Here is a 19,385-nt window from a genome sequence, read left to right as displayed (position 1 = left end):
AATCTCCTGAATTACGCTTCAGCTTGTTGTTCCGTTTGTTGGTTCTTGCGTTTCAATGCGCCCAGTAAAATCCATTCACCAATCAAGATTGTCGCGATAACTCCGATGAGCACTGGCGCTGTGTAATTCCAGTCTGCGACGGTGAGGTCAAGTGCTTCTGGGAAGATGAAGAGCACCACGGCTTGAAGGATTACCAAAAAACACACAATTGAGATGATGTATTGCGTACCCATGCCACCCGGAACTTTGAATGGGCGCTCACGGTCGCCATCCACTAGGCGCAATTTTAGGTATGCAGGGAACATGAACAGATAAGGCAATAAGAAAATGCAGCTTGAAAAGGCGAAGATGGACCAAAACAAGTCGTCATTACCTTGAGCAAATAGGGCGTATGACAAGATCACAACGGTAGAAACCGTGCCAGTGATATTGTTCGCACCCACTGGAGAGCCTTTGTCCGACATTTTTGCTACAGCGGCTGGTAGTTCACCTTCTTGAGCGGCTTCGGCAGCAGCGCGACTTGCACCCATTGTCCAACTCACCATGTTGCCGATGAGCGTTAATAGTGCACAGACACCAAAGAAATACACCATGGCATTGCCCAATGGACCATCACCAAATAAGGTTTTAAATGTGTCGATTAACCCAGCGACCAGACCGATGCTTTCAACAGGTAACGCCATCAGAATGCCAATCGTGCCGAAGATGTAGAGGAACGCAGTGATACCAATGGAAAGGAATACGGCTTTTGGCATATCACGCACGTCCTTCATCTCTTTCGTCATGGTTGCAACCAATTCGAAACCCATTAGGTTGAAGACAATAGCAGGAAGAAACGCAACCGCTGAGTCGAGAGTTGGCACCATGGCAGACAAAGAAAATTCGTTTGCGACGCCATGTTTCATTGCGTAAACAAAGCCCCCTACACCTAGCGTGCCGATCACTAAGATTTTTAGGATGGCGCCTACATTCGTGACCCAAACGCCAATGTCTGCCGATACGTTGCAAATCCACACGGTGAACCAAGTCAACGCAATGCAAATCGCTATTTGGCCCCACAAAGATAGATCTGGCATGAATAGCTCGGCAAACATGCCTGCAAACATGATGTATACCGCTGGCATCCATAGACCGACGTTAATCCAATAAAACCAAGTTGTGCGTACGGCCCATTTGAAATTGAAGGCTTCTTTTACCCAGTCATAGATACCACCGTCGCCTGGGTAAGTTGTGCTTAACTCAGAAGTGATGAACCCATAGGGGATAACAAAAAAGATCAGCATTACAACCCACCAACCGATCGAGCTGACCCCTATACTTGCGGATGCGGTGAGTGTGTCGACCACCAGTACTGCACATAACGTAAATAGCGCAATACTCATGACCCCCATTTTTCCTTGAGTTTCGTTACTCATTGTTTCGCTCCTTAACTACTGAATATGGCAATTATTAGAAGTGAAATTTATGTAACGAACTTTGATGTGAACTTAATATCGGTATTGAGGAAACGAATTGCGGGGAAAATTAAAAGAACCTAGACATTTTATGAGGAAAAAAACACTAATCGCAAAATAGTTGTTCTTGATCAATTTATTAATTTCAGAATTTTCTTACTCATTAAAAATCTAAAAACACATTCGAGATCACATATCGGTTTTTAAACGATTAATAATGAAAATTACGTGACGTCAACTTCATTTTCTATGCCAATTATTGAATAGGAATTGAACTGTGATTTTTATCTCCAACCATAAAATTCCAATTAAATACAGTTAGGCCAGTCTAATCTGACATCATTTATTTATATTTGGAGATTTCGATATGTCAAAACCGATTATTGTTGTTGCTGTTGGAGGGAATGCTTTATTGCAGCGTGGTGAGATCATGAGCTGCGAGAATCAACAAAAAAGCATTGCGCAGACGGCGAGTTCACTGGCTGAATTGAGTAAAAACTACCGTTTAGTCATTGTGCATGGTAATGGTCCTCAAGTCGGCTTACTTTCCCTACAAAACAACGCTTATAAAGATTGCCCTCCCTATCCATTTGATGTGCTTGGCGCAGAAACACAAGGCATGATTGGGTATTTGATTCAGCAAGGTCTCAATGCTGCAATTGAAGATCGTTACACGACGACGATACTTACGCGAATTGTCGTCGATGAAAACGACCCTGCCGTTGTGGACCCTTCTAAGTTCATTGGCCCTGTTTACACTGAGGATCAAGCAAAACAACTTGCCGAGGAAAATCACTGGGTTGTGAAACCTGATGGTGCGCATTGGCGTCGTGTCGTCCCTTCTCCTAAGCCACAAGAGATCTTAGAAATCAAAGCAATCAAAGACTTACTCGAAAAAGAACACTTGATCATTTGTGGTGGCGGCGGCGGTGCTCCAGTAATCGAAAAAGACGGGGCGTATGTCGGTTTTGAAGCGGTTATTGATAAGGACATGACTGCGGCACTAATTGCAGAACAAATTGGGGCGGAGCATTTGCTGATTCTGACAGATGGCACCCACGTTTGTCTCAACTGGGGAACACCACAAGAGCAAAAGCTAAAGAATGTGACCATTGAGCAAATGAAGCAATATTCTTTCCCTGCAGGATCGATGGGACCGAAAGTCGACGCATGCTGCCAGTTTGTTGAAAAAACAGGACAAAGTGGTCATATCGGTGATTTATCTTTTGCGTTAGAAATCATTGAAGGGAAGTCTGGTACACATATACAACCATAATATGCAAATAAGTTAATTCACAAATCAATAAGGTCGCATGTCAAAGTTACGGTCGTTTTTGGCGGACATTGATAGTGTGACCTTATATATTAGGTTTTAATTAAAATTTGGAAGGACAACATCACGATGCGAAAAGTTAGTACAGAAACAAAATTGTTGAAAATTAACGAAGCAGTTGTCCGTTTGATGGAGAGGCGAGAAGCGACGGATATTTCGATGTACGACGTTGCTAAAGAATGCGGAATGGCAACGTCAACGGTTTATCATCATTATCCAAATATAGAAAACTTATTTCATAACTTATTGGAAAATGTTTTCTCTGATTTTGATTTATTACTCGAGCAGTGTATTGATGAAGAAAAGATTGTCCATTGGAGCGATATTAATCGAATGATAGAAACGGCTTATGTGAATTATTATAATAACAATCCTATTGCCAAAAAATTGATATTGGGTCGACATACGTTTGCAGAGTTAGGTCACGCAGATACAGAGCATGATCTTGAATTAGGGTATCAAGTTGAGATGATTTATCGCCAGTTCTTCGACATTCCTCAGCTACCTCAACCGATTAATATTTTTGCTATATCCCTGCAAGTTGCCGACAAAATCTATTCTCTCTCTTACCGCAAATATGGCTACATCACCCCAGAACTGGCTAAAGAAGCCCTTCGCCTATCTGAGTCCTATCTTCAGCTTTACATCCCGCCAATTTGTCAAAAGGTTGATTTTCATCCGTACTGAAGCAAAGCACAGATAAACACAAGGTCAGCTGCTGGGCTGACCTTATTGGTTTAACATGCCTCAGCGTGATGTTCTTGTTGAAAGCGAGAATCTTGCTTTGAATGTTTCGGTACAAAACAGAGCTTGTCAGCAGACATCTTCAAACCATTTTGCATCTTGATATGAGTGACGGCCCAAATCACGCAACCATGAGGAAGGTTGAACAGCGAACGGGTTTGAGTGAAAAGGACGCCATCATCATAAGCGGGTGTAACGTTGATAGCTTTACCTTGCCATGCCTGACGAACGTTTTTCACATCAATGTTGGGCACAATCAATGAGAGCATTTCTGGCTCAACATCCTTGACGACCTTTAGGCAAATGCGGCAGCCGTCATAGTATTGCTCCACCCAAACTTTATGGGGAATGCTTTGGTCAACCCAGTCTAACTGCAGTATGTGTTCCATGGTTTATTCCTAAAGTAGATCCAACAAAGGCAGCGCGAGACACTGCCTTGTTAGGCGGGTAAAAGGTTATTCGTAACTTAGCCCGTGACCGAATTCGTACAAGGTGTCTGCTTCGTCATAACCTGGGTAGTCAGAGTGCTGGTTCAAAATCGCTTGCGCGCTGTTTGCCAGTGCAAATGGAAGCTTGCCTTGAGGAGCGAAGTTGCCTGAAAGGACTTCCATTAAGTTGCTGTCTGATACACCGAAGGTGGCCAAGATTGCGCCCGACTTTTTCATGTTACTTGCACCATCCAGTACAAACGGTTGACGGAAGTTAATTGAAAGCACGGTATTCTCTGCGCCAATTTCATTCATGACGGCTTGGATATCGGTCAGACTTGGCTCAATTTTCCAAGATGCTGCGGTAGCCATTTGACTGAATGCCAGCAGGTCGAGTTCATCTGGGTTTGCACCGCCAAAGATAAGCTCAGGATCCGCTCCTTCATTGGAAACACGCACGCGAATAACGGCGTAATCGGTTCCTGCTGGTACTGGTGGGCGAGCTTTGCCATCTTCATAATCACCAGACGTCACATCAAAGCCATAACGCTCGTCACCAGCGATGGTTTCATCCATACCCATCACATAGAGCGAAACTGCTTTGTCGGCGTTTGGTTTGGCTAGAGGCAATGTCTTGTCTGTGTTTTGCAGCAGAACCACGGATTTCTTCTGAGCGTAGTCTGCACGTTCTTGATGTTCGGCGTTGCCTAAGATTTCTTGGGCTTTATCGACGTCCACATACGTGTTCTCAAACAAACCAAGTTGGAACTGCTCTTTGACTAAGCGAGTCACTGAAAGATCGACACGCTCTTCGTCAATCAGTCCTTTGTTGACCAGATTTACGATGACGTCTTTATCGTTAAAACCAGAGAGAACGTCGACGCCAGCTTCGATTACCATCGCAACTTGTTCGTCGATGGTTTTATCTTCCACACCCCATGCTCGGTCGCCGATGATACCGGTATCGGAGTTGACGTTGCCGGTATAGCCCAGCTCACCACGCAGCAGATCGGTCACGATACCTTTAGAGAAGGACATGCCTACATCATTTGGCATCCACTTTTGATCTACTGGTATACCGTAGTAAGGCATGATCGAAGAGGCGCCAGCATCAATCGCGGCAATAAACGGGATCAAGTGGTAATCAAAGTTGTCTTTTGGATAGACTTGGTTTTGCCCAAAGTCGTAGTGAGGATCACCGCCGTTTTCTTGAGGACCACCACCGGGGAAGTGTTTGATCGTAAGGGCGATACTGTCTTGGTCAATAGCGCCACCACCTTGTAGGCCGTTGATCAAAGAGCGCATGATATCTGCTGCAAGATCCGCGTCTTCTGTAAAGGTTTCATGTACGCGGTACCAACGAGGCTCTGTCGCCAAATCCATCATGTAGCCATACATACTGCGTAAACCAATCGACGACCATTCTTCATTCATGATGCCCGCAAACTCTTCAATCAGCGCCATATCGCGAGTGGCTGCAAGTCCAGCTTCTTTTGGCCAAGCCGAGAATGCACCCGAAGAGACGTTGATACCCGCTTTTGCAGATGGGTCGATGTGGTTGCGTGCATTGGACTTAAATAGCGCTGGGATACCCATTCGGGTTTTCTCTCTCAGCTCTTGAACGCTATTCATGAAAGTCGCGGCTTCTTTAGGTGAAATCTGGCAGCCTGAGCGTCCACTGTCGCAGTTTGGCGCGTTTTCTGGTGTTTCCACCACGCTGTTACGGAAGATAAAACGTGTCATTTGAGCATCGGCGATCATGTCCTGACCTTTGCTTGTCACGACACCGCCTTCACCGGAGTTGAGTGTGTCGATAAGCATCATGCCGGCTTTCTCTTCAAGCGTCAGTCGGCTAACAAGATCGGCGGCACGCTCTACCGGTGTTAGACGCCAATCCTCGAACGGTTCTAACGTCCCGTTGCCATTGGAGTCTCTAAATTGATAACCATCAACGCTGAGCACGTCGTGCACTCGAGAGAAGACTTCTGGTTGAGCATAGTTGCTGTCATCGTCGGATGAATTACACCCTGCGAGAACAAGCGCCACTGCGATAGGAGTGAGTTGGGTAAGACGTTTCATGTCGCTGTCCTAATGTTGGTATAGTTGTTTGTTCAAGACCAATATTAGTAATTAGCGATGTTTTGGTTAACCAAAATTAATTGAACTAAAGATTTGGATCACCATATTTTTTAATTAGGTGATTAAACTCAATATATAATTAAAAATAGGTTGACCAAATTAAATGTGAGCTTGATTTTGTAGTCTGTTTGTTTTTATTTAAGATCTTTAAAATCAATACTTTACTTTTATGTTATGTCGCTTCCAAATTCTATGTAACGCTATGGCTGTTATTGTTTACTCCAAAATTATTACCAGGTGAGAAAAAGCGCTAAATACATTAATCCTGATTTAAAGTTTGTGTCTGGTTATTATTTTTATTCGATTGATACAAGCGATATATGGTCAGTAAGTTGGTGATGATAAAAGTACTCTCGACTAATGAACCACCGATAGAACCAAGCCAAATATTGTGGCTGACCCAGCAGAAGGAATTAAACAAAATTAAGCTGCGTAGAGTGATGCCTTGTTTGGAAAAGAGTGCCCAAGTGGCGACGGATGATCCGATTACAGTGAGTAACTCAAAAAAGTGAGTGATGTTTGGAAGGGTCATCAGCCACATAAGAGCAATGAAGAACCACATTACTTTACGTGATTGAGTTTTGATTGAGGCGAAACTGCGAATGCCATTAATGATCACACCAATGGCGGCGACGGTTGCGCCCATCAGGGTAAAGTGAATACCCATGATGAAACAAAACGTCATCATCTGATAGCGAAAGCGCATGTCATCTTTCTGCCAGAATGCCATCACGCCAACCATAAATGCGATGCCACCAATGCCTTGTGCTAACCAGTTTTCCATTTGTTTCCCTAGAGTGTTGTTCTTTGAGCCATGCTTTGAACGAATCAGCCCTCCACAAAGGGAGGGCTGGGCACTTTATCTAAATCGCTAAGGGGTTACCCAAGAGCCTTGAGATGACTTACCAATCATTACGCATTCACAAGTGCTACTGCTTCGCGAGTTAGGCGTGCAAGCTCTTCCCAGTTGCCCGCTTCGATCAGTTTCTTGTCTACCATCCACGTACCACCACATGCCAATACGCGCGGGATAGCTAAGTAATCTTTGATGTTCGCAGGGTTAATGCCACCAGTAGGCATCAGTTCAATGTCGGTGTATGGCGCGAGCAGTGATTTCACCATGTTGATGCCGCCAGAGGCTTCGGCAGGGAAGAACTTCAAGGTGGTCAATCCCATTTCTAGCGCGGCTTCAACTGTGCTTGGGTTGTTCACACCCGGTACGATATCAATCCCGATTTCTTGGCACGCTTTAACGGTATTTGGGTTAAAGCCAGGCGATACGATAAAGGTTGCGCCTGCTTCTTTTGCTGCAATTGCTTGCTCGCGGTTCAGTACCGTACCTGCGCCAATCAGCATGTCTGGCTGGGTTTCACGCAATAGGCGAATCGCTTCTGCAGCCGCTGCTGAACGGAAAGTGATTTCAGCTGCTGGTAGTCCGTTTTCTGCCAGTACTTTACCCAATGGGATAATGTCTTCTGCTTTATCAATGGCGATAACTGGGATGACTTTCAGAGCTTTTAATTGTTGTTTAATGCTAGACATGAGTGTTCCTTAAACGACGCCAAGCGCCGGTTGTGTGAATGCTTTGGGAATGATGGCACCGCGATGTTGAATCACAGCACCTGCCAGTGCGTTGCCTCTTTGACATGAAGTCGCGAGATCTGTGCCAGTAAGGTATGCCGATAAAAAGCCACCATTGAATGAGTCGCCCGCCGATGTGGTGTCCACCACTTGAGCGACAGGTTGGGTTGGCACGGCTTGTGGAGCCAGAGCCGCGCTCGAACCCTGATTTGTAGAGTCTTGAACTAAGCAGCCATCTGCGCCGAGCTTGACGATGCATTTGCCTACGCCAAGAGAGGTAAGGCGTTTAATGGTTTGCTCTGGTGTATCGTCACCCCAGATCAATTGCTCATCATCAAAAGTCACTAAGGCAACGTCCGTCAGTTGATACATGGCTTGGTAAACGTTTTTGACGGTTTGATTATCGTCTTGAGGCCATAGTGCTGGACGGAAGTTACTATCAAACGCGATTTCAACGCCTTGAGCTTTTAGTTCGACCAATAAGTTGAGCAGTGAAATTCGGTCTTCTTCTGGCAAGATGGCCAAAGAGATACCGCTGAGAAACACCGCATTCACTTGAGTTAATGCTTGCTTAACCAGTCCAAAATTTGGATGTTGAAGTAAGTAACGCGCAGCTGATTGGTTACGCCAATATAGGAACGTACGCTCGCCTTGGTCATCAAGCTGAATCAAGTACAAACCCGGCGTGCGAGTCTCATCGCGCAGCACTAAGTCTGTTGATACGCCTTCGTCTTCCCAGCGAGTCAGCATTCCCGTACTGATTGGGTCATTGCCAAGCGCTGTAACGTAAGAGATTTTAACTTCATCAGGTTTGCTATTGGCTTCGCAGCCGCGGCTCAAATAAACCGCAGCATTGAGCGTATCCCCACCAAATGTTTGATGCATTGAGCCGAACGGTTTGCCATTCAGCTCAATCATACATTCACCAATAATGGCGATGTGTTTCATTGGTTACGCCCTCTCTTCAAAGTAGCGTTTTGCGTTACCAAAACAGATGTCTTCGACCATAGGGCCAAGCAACGATAGGTCATTTGGAACTTCGCCGTTCTCTGCCCAACGACCAATCATGTCACACAAGATGCGGCGGAAGTACTCGTGGCGAGTGTAAGACAAGAAGCTGCGCGAATCCGTTAGCATGCCGACGAATTGGCTGAGCAAACCAAGCTGAGAAAGCTGTTCCATTTGGCGTTGCATGCCGTCTTTCTGGTCGTTGAACCACCAACCCGAGCCAAACTGCACTTTGCCCGCGATGCCGCCACCTTGGAAGTTACCAATCATAGTCGCCATCATTTCGTTATCACGAGGGTTCAAACAGTAAAGAATGGTGCGAGGCAGCTCGTTGGTTTGGTCCATTTCATCCAATAGATGTGCCAGTTCAAAAGCAAATGGGCGATCGCCAATCGAGTCAAAGCCAGCGTCGGCACCTAACAGTTGGAACATGCGTGTGCTGTTGTTGCGTTGTGCGCCAATATGAAGCTGCATGACCCAGCCCAATTGCGCGTAGCGTTTGCCGAGCCAAACTTGAACTGCGGTAGAGAACTGCGCACATTCAAGCTCTGACAATACTTCGCCATTCAAACGACGGGTCAGCAACGCATCTAAATCAGCCTCGCTTGGGATCGGTGCGTAACGGACGATCTCAATGCCGTGGTCTGCCGCACGACAGCCATGTGCATCGAAGTGTGCCAAACGTTTATCAAGCGCACTCAATAAATCATCAAAGCGGCGAATTTCAATGTCTGCTACTTCGCCCAGTTTGTGCATGTAATCCGCAAACACGTCCAATTCAATCTTGAACGCTTTATCCGGACGCCAACTCGGCAGCACTTTAACGTTAAAGGTGTCGTCTTCTGCGATCGCTTTGTGGTGTTCTAGTGAATCAATAGGATCATCGGTCGTGCCCGCCATTACGACGTTCATTTGCTGCATGATGCCGCGAGCTGTGAACTCAGGTGTCGCAAGCAGCTCATTACATTGATGCCAAATTTGGTCAGCGGTGTCTGGGCTAAACAGCGTATTGGTAATGTCGAATGGGCGACGCAGTTCTAGGTGTGTCCAGTGGTAAAGCGGGTTGCCCAAGGTTTGAGGAACCGTCTTCGCCCATGCCATGTATTTGTCGTAATCGCTCGCGTCACCGGTAATTAAACGCTCTTCAATGCCTGCCGAGCGCATGCCACGCCATTTGTAGTGATCGCCTTCAAGCCAGATTTGACCCAAGTTATCGAACTGACGATTTTGCGCTACTTCCGCTGGGTTGAGGTGGCAGTGGTAATCATAAATTGGCTGGTGGAACGCATGCTCATGGTACAAGCGACGTGCAGTTTCGTTTGAGAGTAAAAAGTCTTCACACAAGAAATTCTTCATCGTTAACTCCTATTACAACGCAGCGACAGTGGCACGAGCACCGTTATCGATTAGCGATTGGTAAGCACTGCTCACCGCATCAATCACTTGTGGGTTTTGACCAAGCTCTACTGGGAAGATAGCTTCAACAGCGAGCAATGCAGGCACAACAGAAACGTTCAAGCCGTGTTGGTCGCAAATCTGACGTAGTGTCTCTGCCATTGGATCGCGGACATCAATGTCGTTGCCTTGCTCATCCACGCCGGAGACATAGCGCATCCAGCCTGCAATCGCTGTTGCCAACCATGAGAAGTTAGAACCTTGAGCAAGATGGAATCGTAAGCTGCCACCCATGCGTTGTGGGATCTTCTGGCTGCCATCCATCGCGATTTGCCATGTTTTGTGTTTCAAGCTCGGGTTAGTGAAGCGCTCGATAAGCAGCTTGGCGTAGCCTTCTAAATCGGTGCCTTCTGGCATGGTCAGCGAAGGGGCTTGCGCTTGCATCATCATATCGAATGCCGCTTTGCGGTAGCCTTCATCTGTCATGGTGTCAGAGATGTGCGCGTAACCGCCAAGGTAACCTAGGTAGGCTAGGAACGAATGGCTACCATTTAGCATGCGCAGCTTCATTTCTTCGTAAGGCACAACGTCGGCAACAAATTCTGCGCCAGCCACGCTCCAATCTGGGCGACCAGCCACGAAGTTATCCTCGATAACCCATTGGCGGAATGGTTCACAAGCGATGCCACATGGATCTTCACAGCCAAGTAGCTCAGCGATTTCAGTCAGTGTCTCTTCGGTTGCTGCTGGCACAATGCGGTCAACCATGGTGCAAGGGAAGGTAACGTTGGTTTCAATCCAGTCACGCAATTCTGGGTCGAGCAGTTGAGCGAACTCAAGTACCGCTGCTTTTGCTACGTGACCGTTCTCTTGCACGTTATCGCAAGACATCACGGTAAATGGCGTCAGACCGCGTTCACGGCGCATCTTCAGCGCTTGCACGATGTAACCCAATGCTGATTTTGGCTCCGTTGGGTTGGCAAGGTCAGCAATGACTAGCGGATTGTTTTTATCAAGCGTGCCCGTCGCTGGGTCGGCGCAGTAGCCTTTCTCGGTAATCGTCATTGAAACGATCGCCACTTGTGGCTCTGTCATTTTTTCTAACACCGCTTGAATGCTGTCGAGGCTTGGGTGGAGTGATTCGGTCACTGATCCAATCACTTTTACCTCTGTCGATTCTGCGCCTTTTTCTGCCACTGTATAGAGGTGGTCTTGTGCGCGCAGCGATTGAATTAACTCTTCACCACCAAATAGGTTGATTTCGCAAATGCCCCAGTCCGAGCCCGTTTTGCTCAGCATCTCGTTGGTGAATAGAGCTTGGTGTGCGCGGTGGAAAGCACCGAAACCAAGGTGAACAATACGGCTTTTAAGCGTTGGGCGGTCGTAGTCCGGAAGCAGAACGTTTTCATTCAGAGTGGAATTCGAAATAGTCTTCATTGTTGTATCCCTTTTCCCGCAGGCGAACCTGCGGGATGGTGTATTTTAATAATTCGTAATCTAAAACTTATAACCCAGCGCTTAGTAGCCAAGAACAAGGTTAGGCAAAAACAGACTTAGCTGAGGAATAAAGGTCACGGCCATTAGTGCTGCAATCAGTGCAACGTAGAATGGAAGTAGAGGCTTAATTACTTTGTCGATGGCAACGTTCGCCACAGAACAACCGATGAACAACGCGCTACCTACTGGTGGGGTACAGATACCGATAGCCAAGTTGAAGGTCATCATGATGCCGAAGTGCACAGGGTCAATACCCATATCCAGTGCGATTGGCAGGAAGATAGGCGTAAAGATCAGTACCGCTGGTGTCATGTCCATGAAGATACCGACAATCAGCAGAATGACGTTGATGATCAGTAGAATCATCATTGGGTTGTCAGAGATAGCCAGTAGGGCATCTGCAATCATGTAAGGAATGTCGGCGTTCGCCATCGCCCAAGACATGCCCATCGATGCGCCAACCAGTAGCAATACGATAGAAGTGGTGACTGCAGACTCTAGGATGATCTTTGGAATGTCACGCCATTTCACTTCGCGGTAAATCAGCACCGCAAGTACAAAGGTATAAACCACCGCGATAGCTGAAGCCTCTGTTGCTGTAAAGATACCGCCAATGATGCCACCCATAATGATCACAATCAGTGCAAGAGATGGGGCGGCTTTCAAGAAGGTATTCCAAACCATTGCAAGAGAAGGGCGTGCTGCCACTGGGTAGCCACGACGTTTTGCAATGATACCCGCCACTACCATGATGCTTAGACCCATCAAGATGCCAGGAATGTAGCCTGCTAGGAACAATGCCGCGATAGATGTACCACCTGATACCAATGAGAACACGATTAAAGTGTTACTTGGTGGAATCAACAAACCAGAAGGACAAGAAGTGATGTTCACTGCTGCAGAGAAGTTCTCATCGTAGCCATCTTTCTTTTGCAGAGGAGACATGGTGCCGCCAACCGCTGCTGCAGACGCTACCGCAGAGCCAGAAATCGAACCAAACATCATGTTCGCCATTACGTTCACGTGTGCTAGTGAACCAGGAAGGCGGCCACCGAGTACTTTTGCGAAGTTGATAAGACGCAGTGCGATACCACCTTGGTTCATGATGTTACCCGCCAAGATAAAGAACGGGATTGCCAATAGAGCAAAGTTATCAAGGCCTGCCGCCATACGCTGCGCCACAACGGCGATCGCAGGCTCTAGCGGTAAGCTCATTAAAATAGTGGCTAGCGATGACAAACCGATAGCAAAAGAAACCGGTACGCCAATCGTCAATAAGACCGCGAAGCTACCGAACAGGGTGAGAATTAATTGCCATTCCATTGTGGAACCCTCTATTGATCAAGCTGGGTGTCGGTGAGTAGGGCTTCACCAGACGTCAATTGTTTTACACGGTCGAAAGCAAATACCGCAGAGTAAAAGATCATCAGTGCGCCACTGATTGGTAGGCAGAAGTAGATGTAGCCCATTTCCAAGCCTAGTGCTGGCGTTAACTGGCCAGTTGCCAGTGTTTTCAGTGCGAGTTGCGTACCGCCGTGAACCAACACCACGTAAGAGAACAGTGCGATGGCAATTTGGATGACGATTTCATTGATGAGTTTGCGCTTGCCTTGCAGCTTCATTGTTAGCAAGTCGATAGCAAGGTGACGTTTAAGGCCGGTGGTGTAGGCGGCGCCAATTAATGCTACCCACATAAAGAGATAGCGAGCAAGTTCGTCAGTAACGGTACTTGGTCTGCCAATCACATAGCGTGATAACACTTGCCAGACTACGCAAATGACGAGGAAGGTCGAGAGAGAGACCGTAAAGGCAGCCAGCCCCCTGTTTATGTATTTGACCAATTTATTCATTTTTATTTCCTTTAAGTAAATACGCGCATCTCATAACAATTGGTTTACCAATGTAAGGAACTGTTTCTGTGTAGGGCAGCAACATACGCTAATCTTTCTGAGTGGATTATAAGTTAGCCGATTTGGTTGTCCGTGAGCAGCTTCACAATTGGATTGGTTGACCAATTTAACGATTGCTATTGTGATTTTGGTCAATCAATTTGCATTTTTGTTTTGACGATAGGTTTTTTGATCGCCAATAATGGCTTCGAAACAAGAAATACCGATAAAAAATTAAAACTACCCTACATATTGGACAACCAATCCAAGGAGAATAGAACAATGATGACGCGTAAGACTCTTTTAAGCGCTGTAGTAGGTGCTGCAATGACCTTCGGCGCCACTGCTTCTGCTTATGCTGCGACCACTTTGAAGCTGAGTCACAACCACCCTCGTGACCATGCGGTACATAAAGCAATGGACTTTATGGCAAAAGAAGTTCGTGAAATGACAGATGGTGAAGTTCGTATCCGTATTTACCCTGATGCACAGCTAGGTACACAGCGTGAATCGATGGAGCTAATGCAAAACGGCGCTCTAGATATGGTGAAGAGCAACGCGGCAGAATTGGAAGCTTTCTCCCCGGCTTACGCGGCATTCAACCTGCCTTACTTGTTCCGCGATAAAGACCACTACTACAAAGTGACAGATGGTGAAGTGGGTCGTGAAATCCTGAATTCTTCAGCGGACAGCGGCTTTATTGGTGTGACTTATTACGATGCGGGTGCGCGTAGTTTCTACACCAACAAGCCAATCAACACGCCGGAAGATCTAAAAGGTCTAAAAGTGCGCGTACAGCCAAGCCCATCAGCGATTGCGATGGTGAAAGCATTGGGTGGCAACCCAACGCCGTTGGCATACGGTGAGCTATACACGGCATTACAACAAGGCGTGGTCGATGCTGCGGAAAACAACATCCCATCGTTTAGCTTGAGCCGTCACAGTGAAGTATCGAAATACTTCAGCTTGGATGAGCACACCATGGTGCCAGACATCTTGGTTATCTCTACTAAGACGTATGACAAGCTAACGCCAGAGCAGCAACAAGCACTGATGAAAGCAGCGGCAGACTCTTCGGAATACATGAAGAAGCTGTGGGCTGAGTCAGAAGCGAAAGAGCGCGCGAAAGCAGAGAAGATGGGCGTGACTTTTGTAGAGCCAAATAAAGCGGCATTTGTTGAAGCGGTTCAGCCAATGTACGCGGACCTAGAAAAGACAAATCCTGAATTAAATGAATTGGTTGAGAAAATCAAAGCCGTTCAATAATTCACAATTTAATTAGTACGAAACAATCGAAAACAAGGTGTTACCACATTCTGGTACATAGAGGTTGACCAATTGTTATTGGTCGTTATGATGGCGTGAGAAGTTAGATGGAATATAGTGATAATATCATCATGATGCCTTTTGAACCGAAAAGACCGTATCAAGAAACCGGTCTAGTCCTAAGACAAGAGTTAATCAACGGCCTTTACAAGGTTGGTGATAGGTTGCCGCCTGAGCGCGATATTGCAGAACGTCTCGACGTTAGCCGCACAGTTGTGCGTGAAGCGATCATCATGCTTGAGCTGGAAAACCTTGTCGAAGTGAAAAAAGGTTCTGGGGTGTATGTCATCAATATTCCATCTCAACCCAACTCCCGCGAGAATGTGATCAGCGATGATGCTGGTCCGTTCGAAATGCTCCAAGCTCGTCAGTTACTTGAAAGCAACATCGCTGAATTTGCCGCGATGCAAGTGACGCCAAGCGACATTGTGAAAATGCGTGCAGCCCTTGAACTGGAACGAGAAGAACTCGCCAGTGGCACCGCAGATTGCAACGGTGATGAGAAGTTTCACATGTGTATTGCAGAAGCAACCCAAAACTCTGTATTGGTGGACATGCTGAGACAATCTTGGGAGCGACGTGAGAGCAGCCCAATGTGGAATAAACTCCATTCCCACATTGCTGGTCAAGACTACCGTGAAGAGTGGTTAGACGATCACGCCAAAATCCTCGCCGCATTGCAGCGTAAAGATCCTATCGCTGCAAAAAATGCCATGTGGCAACACCTTGAAAACGTTAAACAGCGCCTGTTGGAGCTGTCTGACATCGATGACCCAGATTTTGATGGTTACTTATTCAGTTCCAACCCTGTTGTTCTGCAGGGTGCTGAAAATAGTTAACCACATTGCCGGCTTTGGTCGGCTCTAGTCAGCGCAGCTGCATTATCGTGGCTGCATATTAAGAAGTCGTTGTGCACTTAGCTTGAATAATTTGAGCGGGCTGAGTGCGTCTTAAAAAAGGTGAGTGTCATGGAACAAACTTGGCGTTGGTACGGTCCGAATGACCCAGTGTCGCTAGACGATATTCGTCAGGCTGGCGCAACAGGCATCGTAAATGCCTTGCACCACATTCCAAATGGGGAAGTGTGGTCGAAAGAAGAGATTTTAAAACGTAAAGCCATCATCGAAGAGAGAGGCTTAACGTGGTCGGTGGTTGAAAGTGTCCCTGTTCATGAAGAAATCAAAACTCAAACAGGTGATTACCAACAGTGGATCGACAACTACAAACAGACGCTGCGTAACCTTGCAGAATGTGGCGTAGATACAGTCTGCTACAACTTTATGCCAGTGCTAGATTGGACACGTACCGACCTAGAGTTTGAAATGCCAGATGGTTCTCGAGCACTTCGTTTTGACCAAATCGCATTTGCGGCATTTGAGCTGCACATTCTTAAACGCCCGGGCGCAGAAGCGGATTACACCGAAGCTGAACAAGCGCAGGCGCTTGAGTACTTCAACAACATGACGGCGGAGCAAATCCAACAACTGACAAGCAACATCATTGCTGGTTTGCCGGGTGCTGAAGAAGGTTACACGTTAGAAGAGTTCCAAGCACAGTTAGACCGTTACTCGGGCATCAGCAAAGATAAGCTGCGTGAGCATATGGCGCACTTCTTAGCGGAACTTATGCCAGTGTGTGAAGCGCATGGTTTGAAGTTGGCTGTACACCCAGACGATCCACCGCGTCCAATTCTTGGTTTGCCGCGTATTGTTTCAACCATCGAAGACATCGATTGGTTGACTGAAAAAGTACCGAGCAAAATGAACGGTTTAACCATGTGTACGGGTTCTTACGGTGTGCGTGGTGACAACGACCTAGTGAAGATGATTAAAAAGCATGGCGACCGCGTTTACTTCACTCACTTGCGTTCAACCAAGCGTGAAGAAAGCAACCCGATGACGTTCCACGAAGCAGCTCACCTAGATGGCGATGTGGATATGTACAACGTGGTGATGGCAATTTTGGACGAAGAACAACGCCGCGCAGAAGTGGGTGATCACCGTTTGATCCCAATGCGTCCTGACCATGGTCACCAAATGCTGGATGATTTGAAGAAGAAGACCAACCCAGGCTACTCAGCCATCGGTCGCTTGAAAGGCCTTGCGGAAGTGCGTGGTCTAGAAATGGCACTAAAACGCGCTTTCTACACCAAGTAACGATTTACAATGTAAAAGCACTTTTAAAAGCGCAGAGTTTTGGCTCTGCGCTTTTTTGTTGCTACTCAACGTTGGGAAGCTTTTCTTTCAGATAATCAATCAAGCAGCGAACCTTAAGAGGCGTATAACGGCTTTGTAAGTACACCGCATTGAAAGGTAAATTTTGCCCTATGTAGTCGCTCATCAATTGTGTAAGTCGCCCTTCTTTTAAGTGATGTTCAACCATCCAAATCGGAAGAATGACAATCCCTATTCCAGTTAATGCGACCTCTAGTAATACATCCCCATTGTCGCTTTGAAAATTACCATTTACCGCGACGGCATGTTTCTGATTTTGCTTGGTAAAGCTCCATACATTAATGTCTCTCATCCGCGAATAAACCAAACAATTGTGTTGTTTTAAGTCTTCAGGAGCTTTGGGTTCTCCGTGCTGTTGTAAATAACTCGGTGCCGCTAAAATGAGCATTGGGTTATCAAACAAATGGCGCGCAATCAGCGTTGAGTCTTCCAGTTGTTTAGCTCGAATTGCGACATCTATCCCATCACTGATCAAGTCGGTGTGCTGGTCACTGAGCTGCAAATCCACTTTGATATCAGGATAGCGTTGGAAAAACTCTGCCATGATAGGAGCAAGCAAAATGCGACCAAACGCCACTGGTGCTGAGATGCGAATCGTCCCTTGGGGAGAAGCCACCTCCGATCTTGCCTCAGCTTCGGCTTCATCCAGTTCACCTAAAATATCAACGCAAGTTTGATAATACTTCGCGCCTGCAGGCGTTAAAGCATGGTCGCGACTGCTTCGAGCGAGGAGCTTGACGCCGATTTTCTTTTCTAACGCTGCCACTTTTTTGCTGATCGTTGTTTGTGAGGTATTCATTTCACGACCCGTGGCAGAAAAGCTGCCCGTTTGTACCACTCGAACAAATGCGCGCATTGCACTTAGTTGGTCCATTAGTGCTCTCAATTATTCTAAATAGGCATAGGTGCTAGTCATTGTAGCTCAGTTTTAGTCGATATTGGTTGGTTCTAAGATACATCCCAAGCCGAAAAACAAATCGGTAAGAAAGATTAACCAAGATTGATTCGCCAATGGAGGCGCTTATGGACATGCAACAAAAACTGCAACTTCTACTTGATAAACAAGATATTACTGAAGTGATTTTCCGTCATGCTCGCTCTTTAGATCGTATGGACGCAGAGCTGATGAAGTCCACTTACTGGGAAGATGCTATTGAAGACCATCAAGACCCAATCTTCCCAGATTTGTTTTTCTATAACGACAATGCCCACGCTTTTGTGGAACCAGCAATGAAAGGGTTTGAAGCAATCAAAATTACACAGCACCGCATCAGCAACATTCTCATTGAAGTAGATGGTGATACAGCAACTGCAGAGAGCTATGTGTGGGCGTACCACGTGCATGAAGAAGATGGCGTGGACAAAGAAGGCATTTTAGGTGGTCGTCACCTGTACCGTTTTGAACGTCGTGATGGTGTTTGGAAAATGGTGCACCGCTTTACCGCTTTTGATTGGAATCAAAACCAAGATGCGAGCGCAGTGTGGTCCCCAAACTTTGAAGATAAGTACGTAGGTAAACGCAACAAATCTGACGAAAGTTACGAATACATTCAACGATAACTCAGGTCTGTTAGTTCGAGCGCGACATGTGAGGGCAGCAATGCTCTCCACTCCAACCTGTGTCGCGCTCGTTTTATCTTAAACAACGTGAAGTAAATAGGACTGAATAATGACAACCACAAAATTTACCGCAGGTGACTTGTTCCCCTCTATCACTCTGCCAACGCTAAGTGGCGAAACTATCGAGCTGGGTACACCTTCTGAGAATGTCGATTGGCGCTTAGTGGTGGTTTACCGCGGCAAACACTGCCCTTTGTGTACTCGTTACCTCAACGAACTAGAGACACTAAAAGCGCGATTCTTACAACTCGGGATGGACATCGTGGCAGTCTCCGCAGATAGCCAAGCACAGCTACAGCAGCATATGGAGCAACTTAGCGTCACGTTCCCAGTCGCTTATGACCTGACAGTAGAGCAGATGCAAACGCTAGGTCTGTACATCTCGGAGCCTCGCTCAGAAAAAGAGACAGACCATCTCTTTGCAGAGCCAGGTTTGTTTGTGGTGAACAGTAAAGGACAAGTTCAGTTAGTCGATATTTCCAACGGTCCATTCGCTCGACCTGACCTAGAAGTCTTGCTCTCAGGATTGGCGTTTATCCGTAACCCAGAAAATGATTACCCTATTCGTGGTACCTACCAAGCGGCAATCTAATCGCTGTTTTTGCTTCAGGCATTAAAAACCAACGACGTTTGCAGATTTCCTCTTCTAAAATGGGATGGTTCGTCTACTGGATTGTGGTAAAGTCCGCGCCTGCGATTTACTGCATCTATATTGTTGTACTGCCTCTTCAACCAAA

The 19,385-nt window shown here is 46.6% G+C and carries 18 protein-coding genes; 7 read left to right on the top strand and 11 right to left on the bottom strand.

The genetic code is table 11. The features are described from left to right. Positions 1 to 11: 11 nt before the first annotated feature. Positions 12 to 1,415 (bottom strand): APC family permease, encoded by a 1,404-nt coding sequence (locus VJL_RS17650; RefSeq protein WP_038879890.1) that lies wholly within the window; start codon positions 1,413 to 1,415, stop codon positions 12 to 14. Between the two features lie 406 nt (positions 1,416 to 1,821). Between VJL_RS17650 and arcC the strand changes: the two genes are divergently transcribed. Both arcC and VJL_RS17640 read left to right on the top strand, forming a co-directional pair. Beyond that, positions 1,822 to 2,730, top strand: a complete 909-nt coding sequence (arcC, locus tag VJL_RS17645; RefSeq protein ID WP_038871527.1) for a carbamate kinase — start codon at positions 1,822 to 1,824, stop codon at positions 2,728 to 2,730. A gap of 126 nt (positions 2,731 to 2,856) precedes the next feature. Beyond that, positions 2,857 to 3,474 (top strand): TetR/AcrR family transcriptional regulator, encoded by a 618-nt coding sequence (locus tag VJL_RS17640; protein ID WP_038871524.1) that lies wholly within the window; start codon positions 2,857 to 2,859, stop codon positions 3,472 to 3,474. A 50-nt stretch (positions 3,475 to 3,524) separates the two neighbouring features. Here the strand turns inward: VJL_RS17640 and VJL_RS17635 are convergent, their stop codons facing one another. The 9 genes from VJL_RS17635 to VJL_RS17595 all read right to left on the bottom strand — a co-directional run bounded on the left by VJL_RS17635 (position 3,525) and on the right by VJL_RS17595 (position 13,429). Continuing rightward, positions 3,525 to 3,920, bottom strand: coding sequence for a hypothetical protein (locus VJL_RS17635; protein WP_038871521.1), 396 nt, complete (start codon positions 3,918 to 3,920; stop codon positions 3,525 to 3,527). Between the two features lie 66 nt (positions 3,921 to 3,986). Continuing rightward, the gene (locus VJL_RS17630; protein WP_038879887.1) at positions 3,987 to 6,038 is read right to left on the bottom strand and encodes a glycoside hydrolase family 3 protein; all 2,052 of its coding nucleotides are present in this window, start codon (positions 6,036 to 6,038) and stop codon (positions 3,987 to 3,989) included. Between the two features lie 319 nt (positions 6,039 to 6,357). Further along, positions 6,358 to 6,882 (bottom strand): YgjV family protein, encoded by a 525-nt coding sequence (locus VJL_RS17625; protein ID WP_038879884.1) that lies wholly within the window; start codon positions 6,880 to 6,882, stop codon positions 6,358 to 6,360. Between the two features lie 128 nt (positions 6,883 to 7,010). Beyond that, positions 7,011 to 7,640, bottom strand: coding sequence for a bifunctional 4-hydroxy-2-oxoglutarate aldolase/2-dehydro-3-deoxy-phosphogluconate aldolase (locus tag VJL_RS17620; RefSeq protein ID WP_038879881.1), 630 nt, complete (start codon positions 7,638 to 7,640; stop codon positions 7,011 to 7,013). 9 nt (positions 7,641 to 7,649) lie between these two features. Continuing rightward, complete coding sequence (locus VJL_RS17615) at positions 7,650 to 8,627, bottom strand: sugar kinase (protein ID WP_038879878.1); 978 nt, start codon at positions 8,625 to 8,627, stop codon at positions 7,650 to 7,652. 3 nt (positions 8,628 to 8,630) lie between these two features. Beyond that, positions 8,631 to 10,043: a glucuronate isomerase gene (gene uxaC / locus VJL_RS17610; RefSeq protein WP_038879876.1), complete on the bottom strand. Its 1,413-nt coding sequence runs from the start codon at positions 10,041 to 10,043 to the stop codon at positions 8,631 to 8,633. A gap of 12 nt (positions 10,044 to 10,055) precedes the next feature. Then, positions 10,056 to 11,519, bottom strand: coding sequence for a mannitol dehydrogenase family protein (locus VJL_RS17605; RefSeq protein ID WP_038879873.1), 1,464 nt, complete (start codon positions 11,517 to 11,519; stop codon positions 10,056 to 10,058). 81 nt (positions 11,520 to 11,600) lie between these two features. Then, positions 11,601 to 12,902 (bottom strand): TRAP transporter large permease, encoded by a 1,302-nt coding sequence (locus VJL_RS17600; RefSeq protein ID WP_009706640.1) that lies wholly within the window; start codon positions 12,900 to 12,902, stop codon positions 11,601 to 11,603. 11 nt (positions 12,903 to 12,913) lie between these two features. Beyond that, on the bottom strand, positions 12,914 to 13,429 hold the full coding sequence (locus VJL_RS17595; RefSeq protein WP_038871502.1) for a TRAP transporter small permease: 516 nt from the start codon (positions 13,427 to 13,429) through the stop codon (positions 12,914 to 12,916). A gap of 321 nt (positions 13,430 to 13,750) precedes the next feature. Between VJL_RS17595 and VJL_RS17590 the strand changes: the two genes are divergently transcribed. From VJL_RS17590 to uxuA, 3 genes are all read left to right on the top strand, one after another. After that, a complete protein-coding gene (locus tag VJL_RS17590; protein ID WP_038879870.1) occupies positions 13,751 to 14,734 on the top strand; it encodes a TRAP transporter substrate-binding protein in 984 nt (327 codons plus the stop codon). A 107-nt stretch (positions 14,735 to 14,841) separates the two neighbouring features. Continuing rightward, on the top strand, positions 14,842 to 15,633 hold the full coding sequence (locus tag VJL_RS17585) for an FCD domain-containing protein (protein WP_038871498.1): 792 nt from the start codon (positions 14,842 to 14,844) through the stop codon (positions 15,631 to 15,633). Between the two features lie 129 nt (positions 15,634 to 15,762). Further along, the gene (gene uxuA / locus VJL_RS17580; RefSeq protein ID WP_038879867.1) at positions 15,763 to 16,950 is read left to right on the top strand and encodes a mannonate dehydratase; all 1,188 of its coding nucleotides are present in this window, start codon (positions 15,763 to 15,765) and stop codon (positions 16,948 to 16,950) included. A gap of 61 nt (positions 16,951 to 17,011) precedes the next feature. On the opposite strand, the gene VJL_RS17575 is transcribed toward uxuA, so the two are convergent. Then, positions 17,012 to 17,902 (bottom strand): LysR family transcriptional regulator, encoded by an 891-nt coding sequence (locus VJL_RS17575; protein WP_038879864.1) that lies wholly within the window; start codon positions 17,900 to 17,902, stop codon positions 17,012 to 17,014. A gap of 149 nt (positions 17,903 to 18,051) precedes the next feature. On the opposite strand from VJL_RS17575, the gene VJL_RS17570 reads away from it, so the two are divergent. Together VJL_RS17570 and VJL_RS17565 are read left to right on the top strand one after the other, a co-directional pair. After that, the gene (locus tag VJL_RS17570; protein WP_038879861.1) at positions 18,052 to 18,588 is read left to right on the top strand and encodes a nuclear transport factor 2 family protein; all 537 of its coding nucleotides are present in this window, start codon (positions 18,052 to 18,054) and stop codon (positions 18,586 to 18,588) included. A gap of 109 nt (positions 18,589 to 18,697) precedes the next feature. Continuing rightward, a complete protein-coding gene (locus tag VJL_RS17565; protein WP_038879858.1) occupies positions 18,698 to 19,240 on the top strand; it encodes a peroxiredoxin-like family protein in 543 nt (180 codons plus the stop codon). Positions 19,241 to 19,385 lie beyond the last annotated feature (145 nt).

Origin of the sequence: Vibrio jasicida CAIM 1864 = LMG 25398 (assembly GCF_000400365.1) — a bacterium.
GTDB lineage: Bacteria > Pseudomonadota > Gammaproteobacteria > Enterobacterales > Vibrionaceae > Vibrio > Vibrio jasicida.
Note: the sequence above shows the minus strand (reverse complement) of the source record. Positions and strands in the feature narration are given on the sequence as shown.

Coding starts and splice junctions, on each gene's coding strand:
- VJL_RS17605 (WP_038879873.1), bottom strand. CDS start 11,519: ATGAAGACTATTTCGAATTCCACTCTGAATGAAAACGTTCTGCTTCCG.
- VJL_RS17570 (WP_038879861.1), top strand. CDS start 18,052: ATGGACATGCAACAAAAACTGCAACTTCTACTTGATAAACAAGATATT.
- VJL_RS17630 (WP_038879887.1), bottom strand. CDS start 6,038: ATGAAACGTCTTACCCAACTCACTCCTATCGCAGTGGCGCTTGTTCTC.
- VJL_RS17635 (WP_038871521.1), bottom strand. CDS start 3,920: ATGGAACACATACTGCAGTTAGACTGGGTTGACCAAAGCATTCCCCAT.
- VJL_RS17565 (WP_038879858.1), top strand. CDS start 18,698: ATGACAACCACAAAATTTACCGCAGGTGACTTGTTCCCCTCTATCACT.
- VJL_RS17590 (WP_038879870.1), top strand. CDS start 13,751: ATGATGACGCGTAAGACTCTTTTAAGCGCTGTAGTAGGTGCTGCAATG.
- VJL_RS17600 (WP_009706640.1), bottom strand. CDS start 12,902: ATGGAATGGCAATTAATTCTCACCCTGTTCGGTAGCTTCGCGGTCTTA.
- VJL_RS17625 (WP_038879884.1), bottom strand. CDS start 6,882: ATGGAAAACTGGTTAGCACAAGGCATTGGTGGCATCGCATTTATGGTT.
- VJL_RS17595 (WP_038871502.1), bottom strand. CDS start 13,429: ATGAATAAATTGGTCAAATACATAAACAGGGGGCTGGCTGCCTTTACG.
- VJL_RS17620 (WP_038879881.1), bottom strand. CDS start 7,640: ATGTCTAGCATTAAACAACAATTAAAAGCTCTGAAAGTCATCCCAGTT.
- VJL_RS17585 (WP_038871498.1), top strand. CDS start 14,842: ATGGAATATAGTGATAATATCATCATGATGCCTTTTGAACCGAAAAGA.
- arcC (WP_038871527.1), top strand. CDS start 1,822: ATGTCAAAACCGATTATTGTTGTTGCTGTTGGAGGGAATGCTTTATTG.
- uxaC (WP_038879876.1), bottom strand. CDS start 10,043: ATGAAGAATTTCTTGTGTGAAGACTTTTTACTCTCAAACGAAACTGCA.
- VJL_RS17640 (WP_038871524.1), top strand. CDS start 2,857: ATGCGAAAAGTTAGTACAGAAACAAAATTGTTGAAAATTAACGAAGCA.
- VJL_RS17650 (WP_038879890.1), bottom strand. CDS start 1,415: ATGAGTAACGAAACTCAAGGAAAAATGGGGGTCATGAGTATTGCGCTA.
- VJL_RS17615 (WP_038879878.1), bottom strand. CDS start 8,627: ATGAAACACATCGCCATTATTGGTGAATGTATGATTGAGCTGAATGGC.
- uxuA (WP_038879867.1), top strand. CDS start 15,763: ATGGAACAAACTTGGCGTTGGTACGGTCCGAATGACCCAGTGTCGCTA.
- VJL_RS17575 (WP_038879864.1), bottom strand. CDS start 17,902: ATGGACCAACTAAGTGCAATGCGCGCATTTGTTCGAGTGGTACAAACG.